A 13,457-nucleotide genomic window follows, 5' to 3' on the forward strand; every position below is an offset into this window, starting at 1 on the left:
CGCGGTCCCCTTCCGCGCGCTTACACTGGCCCCGTGGTGAGCACCGACTGGAAGAGCGATCTGCGGCAGCGCGGCTACCGGCTGACCCCGCAGCGCCAGCTTGTCCTCGAAGCCGTCGACACCCTCGAGCACGCGACCCCGGACGACATCCTCGTCGAGGTGCGCAAGACCGCGTCCGGCGTGAACATCTCCACCGTCTACCGCACGCTGGAGCTCCTGGAGGAGCTGGGACTCGTCTCCCACGCCCACCTCGGGCACGGCGCCCCCACCTACCACCTGGCCGACCGCCACCACCACATCCACCTGGTCTGCCGGGACTGCACCGAGGTCATCGAGGCCGACCTGGAGGTCGCCGCCGACTTCACCGCGAAGCTGCGCGGCACCTTCGGCTTCGAGACCGACATGAAGCACTTCGCGATCTTCGGCCTCTGCCGCGACTGCGCCGCGAAGCGCGAGGCGGCCCGGTCGTAGGCTTGGCCGTATGACGACCAGCCCGCTCCTCAGCCTGCCCGGTGCCGTACCCGCCGAGGGTCGCGACGAAGGCGTCGCCGCGCACTACGGAGACCTCTTCCGCGAGCAGCGCGCCCTCGCCGAGGGCCGCGGATTCGTGGACCTCTCGCACCGCGGTGTGATCACCGTCTCCGGGCCGGAGCGGCTGAGCTGGCTGCACCTGCTGCTCACCCAGCACGTCAGCGACCTGCCCGCGGGCCAGGCCACCGAGGCGCTGATCCTCTCCGCCAACGGGCACATCGAGCACGCGCTCTACCTGGTCGACGACGGCGAGACCGTCTGGGCGCACGTCGAGCCGGGCACCCAGGAGGCACTGACGGCCTACCTGGAGTCGATGAAGTTCTTCTACCGCGTCGAGGTCGCGGACCGGACCGCCGACACCGCCGTGGTCCACCTGCCCGCCGGGTCGGCCGTCGAGGCCGGCAAGGAGCACGTCGTACGCGAGACCCCGCACGGGCGGGACGTGTTCCTCCCGCGCGCGGAGCTGGAGTCCTTCGCCCGCGAGCACGGTCCGGCCGCCGGCCTGCTGGCGTACGAGGCGCTGCGCGTCGAGGCGCACCGCCCGCGGCTGGGCCTGGAGACCGACCACCGGACCATCCCGCACGAGCTGGGCTGGATCGGCACGGCCGTGCACCTCCAGAAGGGCTGCTACCGCGGCCAGGAGACGGTCGCGCGCGTCCACAACCTGGGGAAGCCGCCGCGCCGCCTGGTCTTCCTGCACCTGGACGGCAGCGACGTGCTGCTCCCGCCGCACGGCACGCCCGTGCGGCTGAAGTCGGACGGCGAGGAGGGCCGCCAGCTCGGCTTCGTCACCACCTCGGTGCGCCACCACGAGCTGGGGCCCATCGCCCTCGCGCTGGTCAAGCGGAACGTCCCGGTGGACGCCGAGCTGCTGGCCGGCACCACGGCCGCCGCGCAGGAGGTCGTCGTGGCGCCGTAGCGCCGCCGGGCCTCCGGTCCGCGCGCGGGCGCCGCGTCGCCCCTGTCCGCTCAGACCTCCAGCAGCACGGTGAACGGGCCGTGGTTCGTCAGCGAGACCCGCATGTCCGCGCCGAACCGGCCCGTCTCCACCGTCGCGCCCAGCTCCCGCAGCCGCGCCACCACCTCGTCGACCAGCGGCTCCGCCACGTCACCGGGGGCGGCCGCGTTCCAGGTGGGGCGGCGGCCCTTGCGGGCGTCGCCGTAGAGCGTGAACTGGGAGATCACCAGCAGCGGCGCGTTCACGTCCGAGCAGGACTTCTCCCCTTCCAGGATCCGCACCGACCAGAGCTTGCGCGCCAGCTGCGCCGCCTTCTCCGGGGTGTCCTCGTGCGTGACCCCGACCAGGACGCACAGTCCCTCGCCGACGATCTCGCCCACCGTCTCTCCGGCCACCACGACGCTCGCGCCGTCGACCCGCTGAACCACTGCTCGCATACCACTTGTGTAGCAGGCGTGCACCCGTCTGGGGCCGATCGGGTGGAGTGCGCCTGCACCGGGGCCACGGTCAGTGGCACGATGCACGCAGGCCGTGCGCCCAAGCGAGGGGACAACAATGGTGATGAGTTCTTCCGGTGCCGGGCAGCCCTCTGGACCCGTTCCGACGGCCGCGCGCCCGCCCGTGCAGCGCACCGGCGAGCGACCCGGCTGCGGCACGCTGCCGGACGTGCCCCGGCACGACCTGGGCCGGCTGCGGCTGCCCGAACTGCGCACGCTGCGCCGCGAGGCGACGCGTGACGAGGCGGACCTGAGCTACGTGCGCCGCCTGCTCCAGGGGCGCATCGACATCCTGCGGGCCGAGCTGGCGCGGCGTACCGACCCCGAGGCGCCGGTGGCCCCGGAGGCGCCCGTCGTGGACCGGCTCTCGGAGATCCTCGCCGACGCGCCCTCCAGCCGGGGCACCTCCGCCCGGCACGTCACGCTCGGCACCCCGCACGGCGAGGAGTACCGGCTGCTGGCGGCCGAGATGCTGGGGGACGTCGAGCTGTCGGACCTGGACGCCAGGACCGACGGCGAACTGCACGAGGGGCTCGGCCGGCTGGTCCGGTACGAGCAGCAGGTCTCCCGGCGCCGCCAGGCGCTCCAGCGCACCGCGGACGACTGCAGCGCCGAGATCACCCGGCGGTACCGGGAGGGCGAGGCGCAGGTGGACGACCTGCTGGCCTGAGGCCTGCCGGCCTGCCGGCCTGCCGGCCTGAGGGCGGGGGCCCGGGGGCCCGGGACCCGGGGAGGGCGGGCGGCGCCGGGCCGTGCCGCCCGCCCGCCCGCAGACCGTGCCGCCCGCGCGTCCGCCGGGCCCGGTCGGCGACCGGGCCGCCGTGCCGCCCGCCGACCGTGCCGCCCGCCGACCGTGCCGCCGGCCCCGCCGCCGGGCCGGTCCAACACGCACCGCGTGCCGGGGAAATTCGCGTGACGTTCAGGACCGCCCGGCCTAGCGTGACCGGAATGAGCGCTGAGATCCGCACGATCACCGAGCCCGAGGTCGAGGAGTGGACGCAGACGACGCTGACGGGCTTCCTCACCCCGCCGGCCGTCACCGCCGAGGACATCGCGCAGAAGGTCAAGTACACCGACCTCTCCCGCTGCCAGGGCGCCTTCGACACCGACACCGGCCGCTGCGTCGCCACCTTCCGGTCCTTCGCCCAGCAGCTCACCGTGCCCGGCGGCGCCGCTGTGACGGCCACGGCCGTATCCGGTGTGGTCGTGCTCCCGACCCACCGCCGGCAGGGCCTGCTCAGCCGGATGATGGCGGCGGACCTGACGGCGGCCAAGGCGCGCGGCGAGGTCCTCGCCACCCTGATCGCCGCCGAGTACCCGATCTACGGCCGGTACGGCTTCGGCGTCGCGACCTCCCTCGCGGAGTGGGAGGTCGACGTCCCGCGCGCCGGTCTCGACCCGCGGCACACCGTCTCGCTCGCCGGCGGCCGCATCGACCTGACCGACGCGGCGGGGGCGCGCCGGGCCGGTCCCGTGGTCCACGAGAAGCTGCGCGCCCGGCAGCCCGGCGTCACCGACCGCTCCGACCGCTGGTGGAACCTGGCGACCGGCCTGGAGCGCAACAGCTACCACCCCTTCAAGGAGCCCTTCTACGCCGTCTACCGCTCCGCGGACGGCGAGCCCGAGGGCCTCGCGGTCTACCACGCCGACGACAAGTGGACCGACGCCAAGACCCCCGACAACACGCTCACGGTGCGCGACCTGATCGCCGCCACCCCGGCCGCCGAGCGCGCGCTCTGGCACTTCCTCTGCTCGGTCGACTGGGCGCGCAGGATCCGTACGGGCTACCGCGCGCCGGACGACCTGCTCACCGGCCTGCTGCCGAACCAGCGCGCCGCGTCCATCGTCGCCAGCGCCGACTGGCTGTGGGTGCGGCTGCTCGACGTCGTACGGGCGCTGGAGGCGCGTACGTACGAGGGTCACGGCGTCCTCGTCCTGGACGTGGCCGACCCGGCGGGCCTGGCCGGGGGCCGCTTCCGGCTCGACGCCACCGGTGAGCGGGCCGTGTGCGCGCCGACCACCGACGCGCCCGACCTCGCCCTCGGCGTGGCCGAGCTGAGCGCCCTCTACCTCGGCGACGCCTCGCCCGTACGGATGGCCACGCTCGGCCGGATCGAGGAGCGGACGCCGGGGGCCGCGGCGCTCGCCGAGGCGGTGTTCCGCACGGCCCGCCGGCCGTGGAGCCCGGACATCTTCTGAGGCCGCGGCACCGACGGGCAGCGTGCCGGAACCACGTGATCGAAAGAAAGCACATGTCAGACGCAATGCCGGAGCACCCGCACGACTACGGCTCCGTGGTCCTCGCCCTGCGGGGGGCGGGCTGCGTCTTCGCCGAGGACGAGGCCCGGATGCTGGTCTCCGCCGCCCCGACACCCGCCGCGCTCGCCGAGATGGTCGGGCGGCGGGCGGCCGGGGAACCGCTGGAACACGTCGTGGGCTGGGCCGAGTTCTGCGGCCGGCGCTGGTCGGTGGGGCCGGGGGTGTTCGTGCCGCGCCGGCGCACGGAGTTCCTGGTGGGGCTGGCCTGCGAGGCGGCTCCGCCCGGCGCCGTGGTCCTGGACCTGTGCTGCGGGGTCGGCGCCGTGGGTGCGGCGGTGGTGGCTCGGCTGGAGCCGACGGCGGAGCTGTACGCGGCGGACATCGCGCCGGAGGCGGTCAGGTACGCACGGCGAAACGTTGCTCCGCTGGGGGGCGAGGTCTTCGAGGGGGACCTGTACGAGCCGCTGCCGCGGGAGCTGCGGGGGCGGGTGGACATCCTGGTGTCGAACGCCCCGTACGTACCGACCGACGAGATCGGGCTGTTGCCGCCGGAGGCGCGGGACCACGAGCCGCTGACGGCGCTGGACGGCGGGGCGGACGGCATGGAACTCCAGCGCCGGGTGGCGGCGGAGGCACCGCGCTGGCTGGCGCCCGGCGGCCGGCTGCTGGTGGAGACCAGCGCGCGCCAGGCGCCCGGCACCGCCGACTCCTTCCGGCGCGCCGGACTGGAGACCACGGTCCTGGAGTCGGAGGAGTGGTGCGCGACGGTCGTGGTGGGCCGCCGCGCCTGAGTTCCGTACCGCCCCCGCCGCGCTCAGACCAGGCGGAAGAAGAGCGTGTCCTGCGTGTACCAGTCGATGTCCCGGGTGGCCCGCTCCCACTCCTGGTGCTCGAACTCCAGCTTCTCGGCGAGCTCCTGCACGTCGTACCGGAAGTCCGGGTCCATCCGGTCCAGCACGGCGCGGTACGCGTCCGCGGCGGCCTTGGCCCGCGCCAGCGGCAGGTGCCCGATGGCCGGGTACCCGTCCGTCGAGCACGGGATGAACGGGAAGTCCGCCGGCGGCCCGTCGTACAGGAACCCGTGCGGCAGCAGGTCGGCCGGCACCCCGAGGCGCCGCATCTCGTCGTCCACCAGGCCGAAGAACGTGGACGGCTTGGAGTACGTGCCCAGGTGGTACGGGTCCGAGGCGTTGTGGTCGATGATGTGCTGCAGGGCCGAGTGGTACGCGTTCCCCGCGCACTCGGCGTCGGAATCGGTGTGCCCGGCTATCAGGTGCTCCAGGGCGTCCGGGACGGACAGCCCCCAGTCGACGTCCTGGCGGTCCAGGTCCGCCTGGTGCGCCCGCGCGTCCCTGCGCATCCCCTCCAGCCTGCGCAGCCGGTCCGGCGTCAGGTCGCCCTTGCTGCCCAGGAACGCGAGGACGTCGGCCTTGTCGGCGGTGGAGTACGAGATGTTGTGGCTCATGACGACCATGATGCCAACCGCCACTGACAACAACCCCGTTGCGCGCACGCGGCCAGGACGTCGACGATGTCGCGGCTGACTGCCGTCGGACGAGTCGAAGCACAGCGCGTCGGCGCCCGCCTCCAGCAGGGCCGGACGCGCTCCCGGTAGTCGTGGGTGTTGATGCCCGCGCCGACCCGCAGGCGGCCGGCGGCGTCCACGAGCCGGTCGGGGTGGCTGAGGACCGCCCCCTCGGTCCCACGGCCCGGACCGGCAGGGAACGCACGGCAGTTGTGGAGGTGCCACGCACTGCGGCAGAGCCCTGACCGGCCCGTTGGTCGAACGGGGTGCGGTCGTGACCCGGCACCTTGGCGATCAATCGGTGACTGCACGAATCGGGGGCCTCACCGGCGGTCGTACCGCGGGGCGGCGGCGGTCGCGCGCTCCCCGGAAGGTCTACTTTTGCAAGCGAGCGCTTGCAAAAGTTAGCGGGGTGCGGGAGGATCCGGTCCATGGGAACGCTCAACGTCGGAAACCTCGGCGAGTACTTGCGCGAGCAGCGGCGCCAGGCGCAGCTGTCGTTGCGTCAGCTGGCCGATGCCGCGGGCGTGTCCAATCCGTACCTGAGCCAGATCGAGCGCGGGCTGCGCAAGCCCAGCGCCGAGGTCCTGCAGCAGGTCGCCAAGGCGCTGCGGATCTCCGCCGAGACGCTCTACGTACGGGCCGGGATCCTCGACGAGCGCGATCCGGACGAGGTCGAGACGCGCGCCGCGATCCTCGCGGACCCGGCGATCAACGAGCGCCAGAAGCAGGTGCTTCTGCAGATCTACGAGTCGTTCCGCAAGGAGAACGCGGCCGCGGACGACACCACGAACCAGCACATGTGATCCGGGAGGACCACCCATGGCCATCGCCGATGACCTGCGTAAGACCCTCACCGACCCCACCCCCCTCTACTTCGCCGCCGGTACGGCCGACCTCGCCGTCCAGCAGGCCCGCAAGGTGCCCGGCCTGATCGAGCAGCTGCGGGCCGAGGCCCCCGCCCGTATCGAGGCCGTGCGCAACACCGACCCCAAGGCCGTGCAGGAGCGCGCCAAGGAGGCCCAGGCCGCCGTCACGGCGAAGTTCGCCGAGGTGGTCGGCTCCTTCGACGCCGACCTGAAGAAGCTGGGCGAGCAGGCGCAGGACCTCGCCCTGCGCGGCGTCGGCGTGGCCGCCGAGTACGCCGTCCGGGCGCGTGAGACGTACGAGAAGGTCGCCGAGCACGGCGAGCAGACGGTCCGCACCTGGCGCGGCGAGGTGGCCGACGAGATCGTCGAGATCGCCGAGGTCGTCGAGGCCCCGGCGCCCGCCCCGGCCGCCGAGCCCGAGGCGCGGGAGGCGGCTCCCGAGGCGCCGGCCAAGCCGGCGGCCCGCAAGGCCCCGGCGCGCAAGACGGCTGCCAAGAAGAGCGCGGCGGAGTCCCGGGAGGGCTGAGCCCCCGGGAGGGCCTGGCCCCTGGAGGGCCGGGTCCGAGCGGGCGGGATCCGCACCACGAACCGGGCACCGGACGCGGTGTCCGGTTCGTTGTTCGGGTGCGCGGGGTACCTTGGCCGCGTCAGACGGTTTCCGTGGGGCTTCCCAGTAGGCGGTGGACGGCATGTTGATGGCAGGGTTCGACTCGCTCCTCTCGTGGGTCTACGTCGGCATGCTCGTGTTCGCCGTCGTGGCCTTCGTCCTGGCGGCGCTGGCCCGGGAGGACGCCTACCGCGCGGCCGACAAGCAGACCAAGAAGTTCTGGCTGATCATCCTCGGCGTCACGGTGCTCGTCGACTTCTTCCTGGGGATGCTCTTCCTCATGATCGCCGGCCTGGTCGCGACGATCGTGTTCATGGTCGACGTGCGCCCCGCGCTCCAGCGCGTCGGCGGCGGTGGCGGCCCGCGCCGCCGGGGCAGCAGCAGCGACGGCCCGTACGGCCCCTACAACGGCAACCGCTAGGGACCCCGGCGGTACTGCGCACCGCGGTACCGCGGTACCGCGGTCCTGCGTACGGCCGTACGCCCCGTACGCCGCCCCCCGCGTCCGTCAGCGGCGGCCCGGCGAGCGGTCCAGCAGGACCACCGCCACGTCGTCCGTCAGCTCGCCCCCGTTGAGCCGCCGCGCCTCGGTGACGGCGGCCTCCAGCAGGTCCTCGCCGCGCAGCCCGTCCAGCAGGTGCCGGTTGATCATCTCGACCATGCCGTCCTGCCCCAGCCGCTCGCGGCCCTCGCCGATCCGGCCCTCGATCAGGCCGTCGGTGTACATCATCAGGTTCCAGGTGCCGCCCAGCTCGACCTGCTTGCGCGGCCAGCGGGCGCGCGGCAGCAGACCCAGTGCCGGGCCGCTGTCCTCGTACGGCAGCAGCCGCGCGGGGCGCCCCGGCCGGGCGATCAGCGGGGCCGGGTGGCCGGCCAGGCACAGGCCGGCGCGGCGGCCGTCCGGGGAGATGTCGACCGTGCAGAGCGTCGCGAAGATCTCCTCGTTGTCCCGCTCCACCTCCAGCACCTCCTGGAGGGTGGCCAGCAGGTCGTCGCCGCACAGCCCGGCCAGCGTCAGCGCGCGCCACGCGATCCGCAGCTCGACGCCGAGGGCCGCCTCGTCGGGGCCGTGCCCGCAGACGTCGCCGATCATGGCGTGGACCGTGCCGTCCGGGGTGCGGACGGTGTCGTAGAAGTCGCCGCCGAGCAGCGCGCGGCTGCGGCCGGGGCGGTAGCGCGCGGCGAACCGCAGGTCCGAGCCCTGGAGCAGGGGGGTGGGCAGCAGGCCGCGCTCCAGCCGGGCGTTCTCCTGGGCCCGCAGTTTCGATTCTGCAAGCTTGTACTGGGCGATGTCGGCCCGCTTGCGCTCGACCGCGTACCGGATCGCCCGGCTCAGCAGCCGGCCGTCCAGCTCGTTCCGGAAGAGGTAGTCCTGGGCGCCCACCCGTACGGCCTCGGCGGCCCGCTCCGCGTCGGACTCCGAGGTGAGGACGAGCACCGCGTGGCGCGGCGCGAGGCGCAGCACCTCGCGCAGCGTGTCGAGGGCCCCGTCGGCGGGCGCGGTGGTGCGGTCCGCCAGGCACAGGTCGAGCAGGATGCAGTGCACGTCCGGCGTGAGCAGCCGTTCGGCCTCGGTGAGGTTGCGTGCCGTACGGATACGGACGCGCTGGCCCTCGCTGTCGAGGATCTCGGGTACGGTCACGCCGCCCGACGGGTCGTCCTCGATGACGAGCAGGGTGAGGGCTTGCGTGGGCAGACCGGCCTGACCGCTCTCCGCGGCCGGGACATCCCTCTGCCGCGGTACGGGTACGGGCATCGACTTGGTTCCTTCCCTCCCCCCGAGGGTTCCGACGGGGACCATAGCGGTACCTGCGGCGGAACCGTCAATGGAGAAGTGAGAACGGCCACCGTCATATGCCGTATCCCGGGGGAAAGGTCCCGATCCGGGATGACGAACATCACGCCCCCGCGGAGATCCGGTCCGGCAGGCGATACGGATTCCGCACCGGGTCCCCACACGGCCCCCACGGGCGGGGCACCCCGGTCCGCGACCGGGGTGCCGCACCACGGCTACGCGTCCGGCCGGACGATCGCCTTGATCGGCATCGAGCCCGCGCCCGCGATCGTCACGTGCCGCCCCGGGCGGGGTGCGTGCACCATCGCGCCGTCGCCGATGTACATGGCGACGTGGCTCGCGTCGTCGAAGTAGATGATCAGGTCTCCCGGCCGCATGTCCCTGATCGGCACCTTCTTCAGCAGCCGCAGCTGCTCCTGCGAGGTGCGCGGGATCGGGGTGCCGGCGGCCTTCCACGCCTCGGAGGTCAGACCGGAGCAGTCGTAGCCCTTCGGTCCCTCGGCGCCCCAGATGTACGGCTTCCCTATCTGCGCGGTCGCGTACCTGATCGCGGCCTTGCCCGCTTCCGTGGCCTTGCCGTTGATCTCCTTGAGGACGCCGGACTCCAGCCACTTGGACTGTTCCTTGTACGCGTGCTCCTGCTCCAGCTTCAGCAGGCGCGCCTTCTCCTCCGCCTCCAGCTTGTCCTCGAGCGCCTTGGCCGCCGCGATCTTGGAGTCGATCTCCTTCTTCGCGGCCTCCTTCTTCAGGCGGTTGGCCTCCAGGGTCCGCCAGTGCGCGCTCGCCTCGGCCGCGTACCGCGTCAAGTCGTCCTGGGTGCGGTTGAGTTCCGCGATCACGCCCATCGTGGCCTTCTCGCCCTGCCGCAGCCGGTCCGCCCCGTCGAGGAACTGCCGGGGGCTGTTGCTCAGCGCCAGCTGCGCGCCGGGCGGCAGGCCGCCGGTGCGGTACTGGGCGCGGGCGGCGGCGCCGGCCCGGTTCTTGAGGTCGGCGATCCGCTGCTGCCCGGCCACGATCTGGTTGGCGAGCGCGACGATCTGGTCGGACTGCCGCTTCGCCTCGCCCTCGGCCAGGTTGTACGCGTCGGTGGCCGCGGCGGCCTTGTGGTAGAGGTCCTCGATCTCCTTGCGGACCTCTTCGAGGGACTTCTTGCCCGGCTCGGGCGCCGGGGCGGCGTACGCGAGCCCCGTGAGCCCGGGAGCCGACAGGATGGCCATGGCGCAGATGAGTGTGAGCGCGCTGGCTCCGCGCCGTCGGTTCACAGTCCCCCCTCGGAACTACAACTGATTTACCGTCAGTAACTTCTCATCGCCAGTGGGGATGTTGCCATGCCCGGATGAATTCCGACACCCCCAGCCGAAGGTGTCGCCGAGAACCCACCGGACGCGACGCTTCCCCCACCGGACGCAACGCTTCCCCCGCCGGCGGTCTAGGAACCCACCGGCCGCAGGGCTTCCCAACGCACCGTCAACTCCCCCTGCCGCCACCGCCGCGGCCCGTCCGCCAGCGGCCAGTCCGCCGCCAGCGCGCGCGCCGTACGGATCCACCGCTGCCGCGCGCCCAGCGAGGCGTACGGAGCGGCCGCGGCCCACGCCCGGTCGAAGTCACGCAGGAACGCGTGCACCGGTTCCCCCGGAACGTTGCGGTGGATCAGTGCCTTGGGCAAGCGCTCGGCCAGGTCGGAAGGACGCTCCAGGGAGCCCAGCCGGGTCGCGAAGGTCACCGTACGAGCCCCCTCGGGCCCCAACGCGACCCACACGTGCCGCCGGCCGATCTCGTCGCAGGTCCCCTCCACCAGCAGCCCGCCCGGGGCCAGCCGAGCGCACAGCCGCGCCCAGACCTCCGCCACCCGCTCCTCGTCGTACTGGCGCAGGACGTTCGCCGCCCGGATCAGCGCCGGGCGCTCGCCGTCGTCCAGCGGCACCTCGAACCCGCCGTGCCGGAAGACGAGTCCGTCCCGCTCGTACGGCTTCGCGCCCGTCACCCGCGCCGGTTCGATCTCGATGCCCACCACCCGTACCGCGGGCGCCGCCTCGCGCAGTCGCGCCAGCAGCTCCACCGCGGTCCAGGGCGCGGCCCCGTACCCGAGGTCCACGGCGACGGGTGCGTCCGCGCGGCGCAGGGCGGCCCCGTGCGAGGCCGCGATCCAGCGGTCCATGCGGCGCAGCCGGTTCGGGTTGGTGGTCCCGCGCGTGACCGTGCCCACGGGTCGGTTCGGGGGAGGGGTGCGGGGGGCCATGGATCGAGGGTAAGCGCAGGTGGGACCGGCCCGTGCCGGGCCCCGGCGGCCCGCCCGCCGCGCTCGTGCCGGACTCCCGCGGCCCGCCCGCCCCGTCGGGTCCGGGCCCCGGCGGCCCGCCCCGCCGCGCCCCGCCCATAAAAAGTCTGCAAAGTGGAAATGCGGGAGCCCCCGAGCGGGTTGCACCCACCGAGGGCGCAGGGCCGGCCCTCCTTCCGTCATGCCCCGAGCGAGAGGACCGCCACGTGACCCAGTACGTGTCCCGGTTCCGCGGCAGGCTCGCCCCCGACCGCTCCGCCCTCGGGGTCGCACCCCCGTCCCGGCTCCGCCTCCCGGTCGGCAACCACCACCGCAAGCCCCGCCGCGTGGCCATGCTCAGCGTGCACACCTCGCCGCTCCACCAGCCGGGCACCGGCGACGCGGGCGGCATGAACGTCTACATCGTCGAGCTGGCCCGGCGGCTGGCCGCCATCAACATCGAGGTCGAGATCTTCACCCGGGCCACCTCCGGCGGGCTGCGGCCCGTCGTCGAGCTGGCGCCGGGCGTGCTCGTGCGCCACGTGGACGCCGGACCGTACGAGGGCCTGAAGAAGGAGGAGCTGCCGGCGCAGCTCTGCGCCTTCACCCACGGCGTGATGCAGGCCTGGGCCGGCCACCGCCCCGGCTACTACGACCTGGTCCACTCCCACTACTGGCTGTCCGGCCACGTCGGCTGGCTGGCCGCCGAGCGCTGGGGCGTGCCGCTGGTGCACGCCATGCACACCATGGCCAAGGTCAAGAACGCCGCCCTGGCCGAGGGCGACACCCCCGAGCCCGCCGCCCGCGTCATCGGCGAGACCCAGATCGTGGCCGCCGCCGACCGCCTCATCGCGAACACCGCAGAGGAGGCCGACGAGCTGGTGCGCCACTACGAGGCGGACCCGGCGAAGGTGGCCGTGGTGCACCCGGGCGTCAACCTCGACCGCTTCACCCCCGGCGACGGCCGCGCCGCCGCCCGCGCCCGCCTCGGCCTGCCGCAGGACGCGCTCATACCCCTCTTCGCCGGCCGCATACAGCCGCTCAAGGCCCCGGACGTGCTGCTGCGCGCGGTGGCCGAGCTGGTCGACCGCGAGCCGGCCATGCGCCGCCGGCTGCTGGTGCCGGTGGTCGGCGGGCCCAGCGGCAGCGGCCTGGCGAAGCCGGAGGGCCTCCAGAAGCTGGCCGCCAGGCTCGGCATCGCCGACCTCGTCCGTTTCCACCCGCCGGTCGGCCAGGACCAGCTCGCCGACTGGTTCCGTGCCGCGTCCGTGCTGGTGATGCCCTCGTACAGCGAGTCCTTCGGGCTGGTCGCCATCGAGGCGCAGGCCGCGGGCACCCCGGTGCTGGCCGCGGCCGTCGGCGGACTGCCGGTGGCGGTGAACGACGGGGTGACGGGCTTCCTCGTGGCCGGGCACGACCCGGTGGACTACGCCGACCGGCTCAAGCGCTTCGCCGACGACCCCGGGCTGTCCGAGCGGATGGGCCGCGAGGCGGCGCGGCACGCGCGGTTCTTCGGCTGGGACACGGCGGCGGCCGGCACGGCGGACGTGTACACCGCGGCGATGCATGATCACCGCCGTCGCGTACGCTCCCACCATGGCTGACCCCGCGCTGACCGCCGCGCAGACCATCGAGAGCACCCTCGCCGACGCCGGCCTGGAGTGGGAGAACCCCGAGCCCGGCTCGTACGTCGTCAAGCTCCCCGGCACCCGGAAGCTGTCCACGACCTGCTCGCTGCGGATCGGCCGGCACTCGCTGTCGGTCAACGCCTTCGTCATCCGGCACCCCGACGAGAACGAGGCCGGGGTCCACCGCTGGCTGCTGGAGCGCAACCTCCGGCTGTACGGCGTGAGCTACGCGGTCGACCACCTGGGCGACGTCTACCTGGCCGGACGGCTGCCGCTGGCCGTGGTCACCCCGGAGGAGCTGGACCGTGTCCTCGGCTCGGTCCTGGAGGGGGCGGACGGCTCCTTCAACACCCTGCTGGAGCTGGGCTTCGCCTCGGCCATCAGGCGCGAGTACGAGTGGCGCACCTCGCGCGGCGAGTCGACGCGCAACCTGGACGCCTTCCGGCACCTCACGGAGAAGCCCCCCGCCGGGGACGCGTCCCCGGCGGAGCCCACGCGGGCCGACTAGGGGCCCGTCCTGCGGACCGGGCC

The 13,457-nt window shown here is 73.7% G+C and carries 15 protein-coding genes; 10 read left to right on the top strand and 5 right to left on the bottom strand.

The genetic code is table 11. The features are described 5' to 3' along the window. Positions 1-33 precede the first annotated feature (33 nt). Positions 34-471, top strand: coding sequence for a Fur family transcriptional regulator (locus ACIQUR_RS04515; protein ID WP_399939028.1), 438 nt, complete (start codon positions 34-36; stop codon positions 469-471). Positions 472-481: 10 nt separating this feature from the next. After that, positions 482-1,450, top strand: coding sequence for a YgfZ/GcvT domain-containing protein (locus tag ACIQUR_RS04520; protein ID WP_403658183.1), 969 nt, complete (start codon positions 482-484; stop codon positions 1,448-1,450). Between the two features lie 50 nt (positions 1,451-1,500). Here the strand turns inward: ACIQUR_RS04520 and dtd are convergent, their stop codons facing one another. After that, on the bottom strand, positions 1,501-1,926 hold the full coding sequence (dtd, locus tag ACIQUR_RS04525; RefSeq protein WP_399939033.1) for a D-aminoacyl-tRNA deacylase: 426 nt from the start codon (positions 1,924-1,926) through the stop codon (positions 1,501-1,503). A 124-nt stretch (positions 1,927-2,050) separates the two neighbouring features. On the opposite strand from dtd, the gene ACIQUR_RS04530 reads away from it, so the two are divergent. The 3 genes from ACIQUR_RS04530 (at position 2,051) to ACIQUR_RS04540 (ending at position 5,036) form a co-directional block, all read left to right on the top strand. Continuing rightward, on the top strand, positions 2,051-2,656 hold the full coding sequence (locus tag ACIQUR_RS04530; protein ID WP_399939035.1) for an ABC transporter substrate-binding protein: 606 nt from the start codon (positions 2,051-2,053) through the stop codon (positions 2,654-2,656). A 278-nt stretch (positions 2,657-2,934) separates the two neighbouring features. Further along, a complete protein-coding gene (locus ACIQUR_RS04535; RefSeq protein WP_403658187.1) occupies positions 2,935-4,185 on the top strand; it encodes a GNAT family N-acetyltransferase in 1,251 nt (416 codons plus the stop codon). A 53-nt stretch (positions 4,186-4,238) separates the two neighbouring features. Further along, a complete protein-coding gene (locus tag ACIQUR_RS04540) occupies positions 4,239-5,036 on the top strand; it encodes a putative protein N(5)-glutamine methyltransferase (RefSeq protein ID WP_403658190.1) in 798 nt (265 codons plus the stop codon). A 23-nt stretch (positions 5,037-5,059) separates the two neighbouring features. Here ACIQUR_RS04540 and ACIQUR_RS04545 read toward each other — a convergent pair whose 3' ends face one another. Beyond that, complete coding sequence (locus tag ACIQUR_RS04545; RefSeq protein ID WP_403658193.1) at positions 5,060-5,710, bottom strand: hypothetical protein; 651 nt, start codon at positions 5,708-5,710, stop codon at positions 5,060-5,062. A gap of 491 nt (positions 5,711-6,201) precedes the next feature. Between ACIQUR_RS04545 and ACIQUR_RS04550 the strand changes: the two genes are divergently transcribed. The 3 genes from ACIQUR_RS04550 (at position 6,202) to ACIQUR_RS04560 (ending at position 7,667) form a co-directional block, all read left to right on the top strand. Continuing rightward, positions 6,202-6,576 (top strand): helix-turn-helix domain-containing protein, encoded by a 375-nt coding sequence (locus tag ACIQUR_RS04550; RefSeq protein ID WP_399939052.1) that lies wholly within the window; start codon positions 6,202-6,204, stop codon positions 6,574-6,576. Positions 6,577-6,592: 16 nt separating this feature from the next. Continuing rightward, positions 6,593-7,165 (top strand): hypothetical protein, encoded by a 573-nt coding sequence (locus ACIQUR_RS04555; RefSeq protein ID WP_403658196.1) that lies wholly within the window; start codon positions 6,593-6,595, stop codon positions 7,163-7,165. 163 nt (positions 7,166-7,328) lie between these two features. After that, complete coding sequence (locus ACIQUR_RS04560; RefSeq protein WP_403658199.1) at positions 7,329-7,667, top strand: DUF2516 family protein; 339 nt, start codon at positions 7,329-7,331, stop codon at positions 7,665-7,667. Between the two features lie 87 nt (positions 7,668-7,754). On the opposite strand, the gene ACIQUR_RS04565 is transcribed toward ACIQUR_RS04560, so the two are convergent. From ACIQUR_RS04565 to ACIQUR_RS04575, 3 genes are all read right to left on the bottom strand, one after another. Next, the gene (locus ACIQUR_RS04565; RefSeq protein WP_403658202.1) at positions 7,755-9,002 is read right to left on the bottom strand and encodes a SpoIIE family protein phosphatase; all 1,248 of its coding nucleotides are present in this window, start codon (positions 9,000-9,002) and stop codon (positions 7,755-7,757) included. A 254-nt stretch (positions 9,003-9,256) separates the two neighbouring features. Then, positions 9,257-10,258 carry an NlpC/P60 family protein gene (locus ACIQUR_RS04570; protein ID WP_403658205.1) on the bottom strand — a complete coding sequence of 334 codons (1,002 nt, stop codon included), beginning with the start codon at positions 10,256-10,258 and terminating at the stop codon, positions 9,257-9,259. Between the two features lie 212 nt (positions 10,259-10,470). Next, complete coding sequence (locus ACIQUR_RS04575) at positions 10,471-11,280, bottom strand: class I SAM-dependent methyltransferase (RefSeq protein ID WP_403658208.1); 810 nt, start codon at positions 11,278-11,280, stop codon at positions 10,471-10,473. A 245-nt stretch (positions 11,281-11,525) separates the two neighbouring features. Here ACIQUR_RS04575 and mshA point away from each other — a divergent pair, with 245 nt between their 5' ends. Both mshA and ACIQUR_RS04585 read left to right on the top strand, forming a co-directional pair. Further along, a complete protein-coding gene (gene mshA, locus ACIQUR_RS04580) occupies positions 11,526-12,902 on the top strand; it encodes a D-inositol-3-phosphate glycosyltransferase (RefSeq protein WP_403658211.1) in 1,377 nt (458 codons plus the stop codon). After that, positions 12,895-13,434, top strand: a complete 540-nt coding sequence (locus tag ACIQUR_RS04585; protein ID WP_403658214.1) for a YbjN domain-containing protein — start codon at positions 12,895-12,897, stop codon at positions 13,432-13,434. The genes mshA and ACIQUR_RS04585 overlap by 8 nt, the downstream gene beginning before the upstream one ends. Positions 13,435-13,457 lie beyond the last annotated feature (23 nt).

The sequence above is a fragment of the Streptomyces sp. NPDC101132 genome, from assembly GCF_044759225.1.
In the GTDB taxonomy this organism is placed as follows: Bacteria; Actinomycetota; Actinomycetes; order Streptomycetales; family Streptomycetaceae; genus Streptomyces.

Coding starts and splice junctions, on each gene's coding strand:
- ACIQUR_RS04520 (WP_403658183.1), top strand. CDS start 482: ATGACGACCAGCCCGCTCCTCAGCCTGCCCGGTGCCGTACCCGCCGAG.
- dtd (WP_399939033.1), bottom strand. CDS start 1,926: ATGCGAGCAGTGGTTCAGCGGGTCGACGGCGCGAGCGTCGTGGTGGCC.
- ACIQUR_RS04530 (WP_399939035.1), top strand. CDS start 2,051: ATGAGTTCTTCCGGTGCCGGGCAGCCCTCTGGACCCGTTCCGACGGCC.
- ACIQUR_RS04535 (WP_403658187.1), top strand. CDS start 2,935: ATGAGCGCTGAGATCCGCACGATCACCGAGCCCGAGGTCGAGGAGTGG.
- ACIQUR_RS04540 (WP_403658190.1), top strand. CDS start 4,239: ATGTCAGACGCAATGCCGGAGCACCCGCACGACTACGGCTCCGTGGTC.
- ACIQUR_RS04545 (WP_403658193.1), bottom strand. CDS start 5,710: ATGAGCCACAACATCTCGTACTCCACCGCCGACAAGGCCGACGTCCTC.
- ACIQUR_RS04550 (WP_399939052.1), top strand. CDS start 6,202: ATGGGAACGCTCAACGTCGGAAACCTCGGCGAGTACTTGCGCGAGCAG.
- ACIQUR_RS04555 (WP_403658196.1), top strand. CDS start 6,593: ATGGCCATCGCCGATGACCTGCGTAAGACCCTCACCGACCCCACCCCC.
- ACIQUR_RS04560 (WP_403658199.1), top strand. CDS start 7,329: ATGTTGATGGCAGGGTTCGACTCGCTCCTCTCGTGGGTCTACGTCGGC.
- ACIQUR_RS04565 (WP_403658202.1), bottom strand. CDS start 9,002: ATGCCCGTACCCGTACCGCGGCAGAGGGATGTCCCGGCCGCGGAGAGC.
- ACIQUR_RS04570 (WP_403658205.1), bottom strand. CDS start 10,258: ATGGCCATCCTGTCGGCTCCCGGGCTCACGGGGCTCGCGTACGCCGCC.
- ACIQUR_RS04575 (WP_403658208.1), bottom strand. CDS start 11,280: ATGGCCCCCCGCACCCCTCCCCCGAACCGACCCGTGGGCACGGTCACG.
- ACIQUR_RS04585 (WP_403658214.1), top strand. CDS start 12,895: ATGGCTGACCCCGCGCTGACCGCCGCGCAGACCATCGAGAGCACCCTC.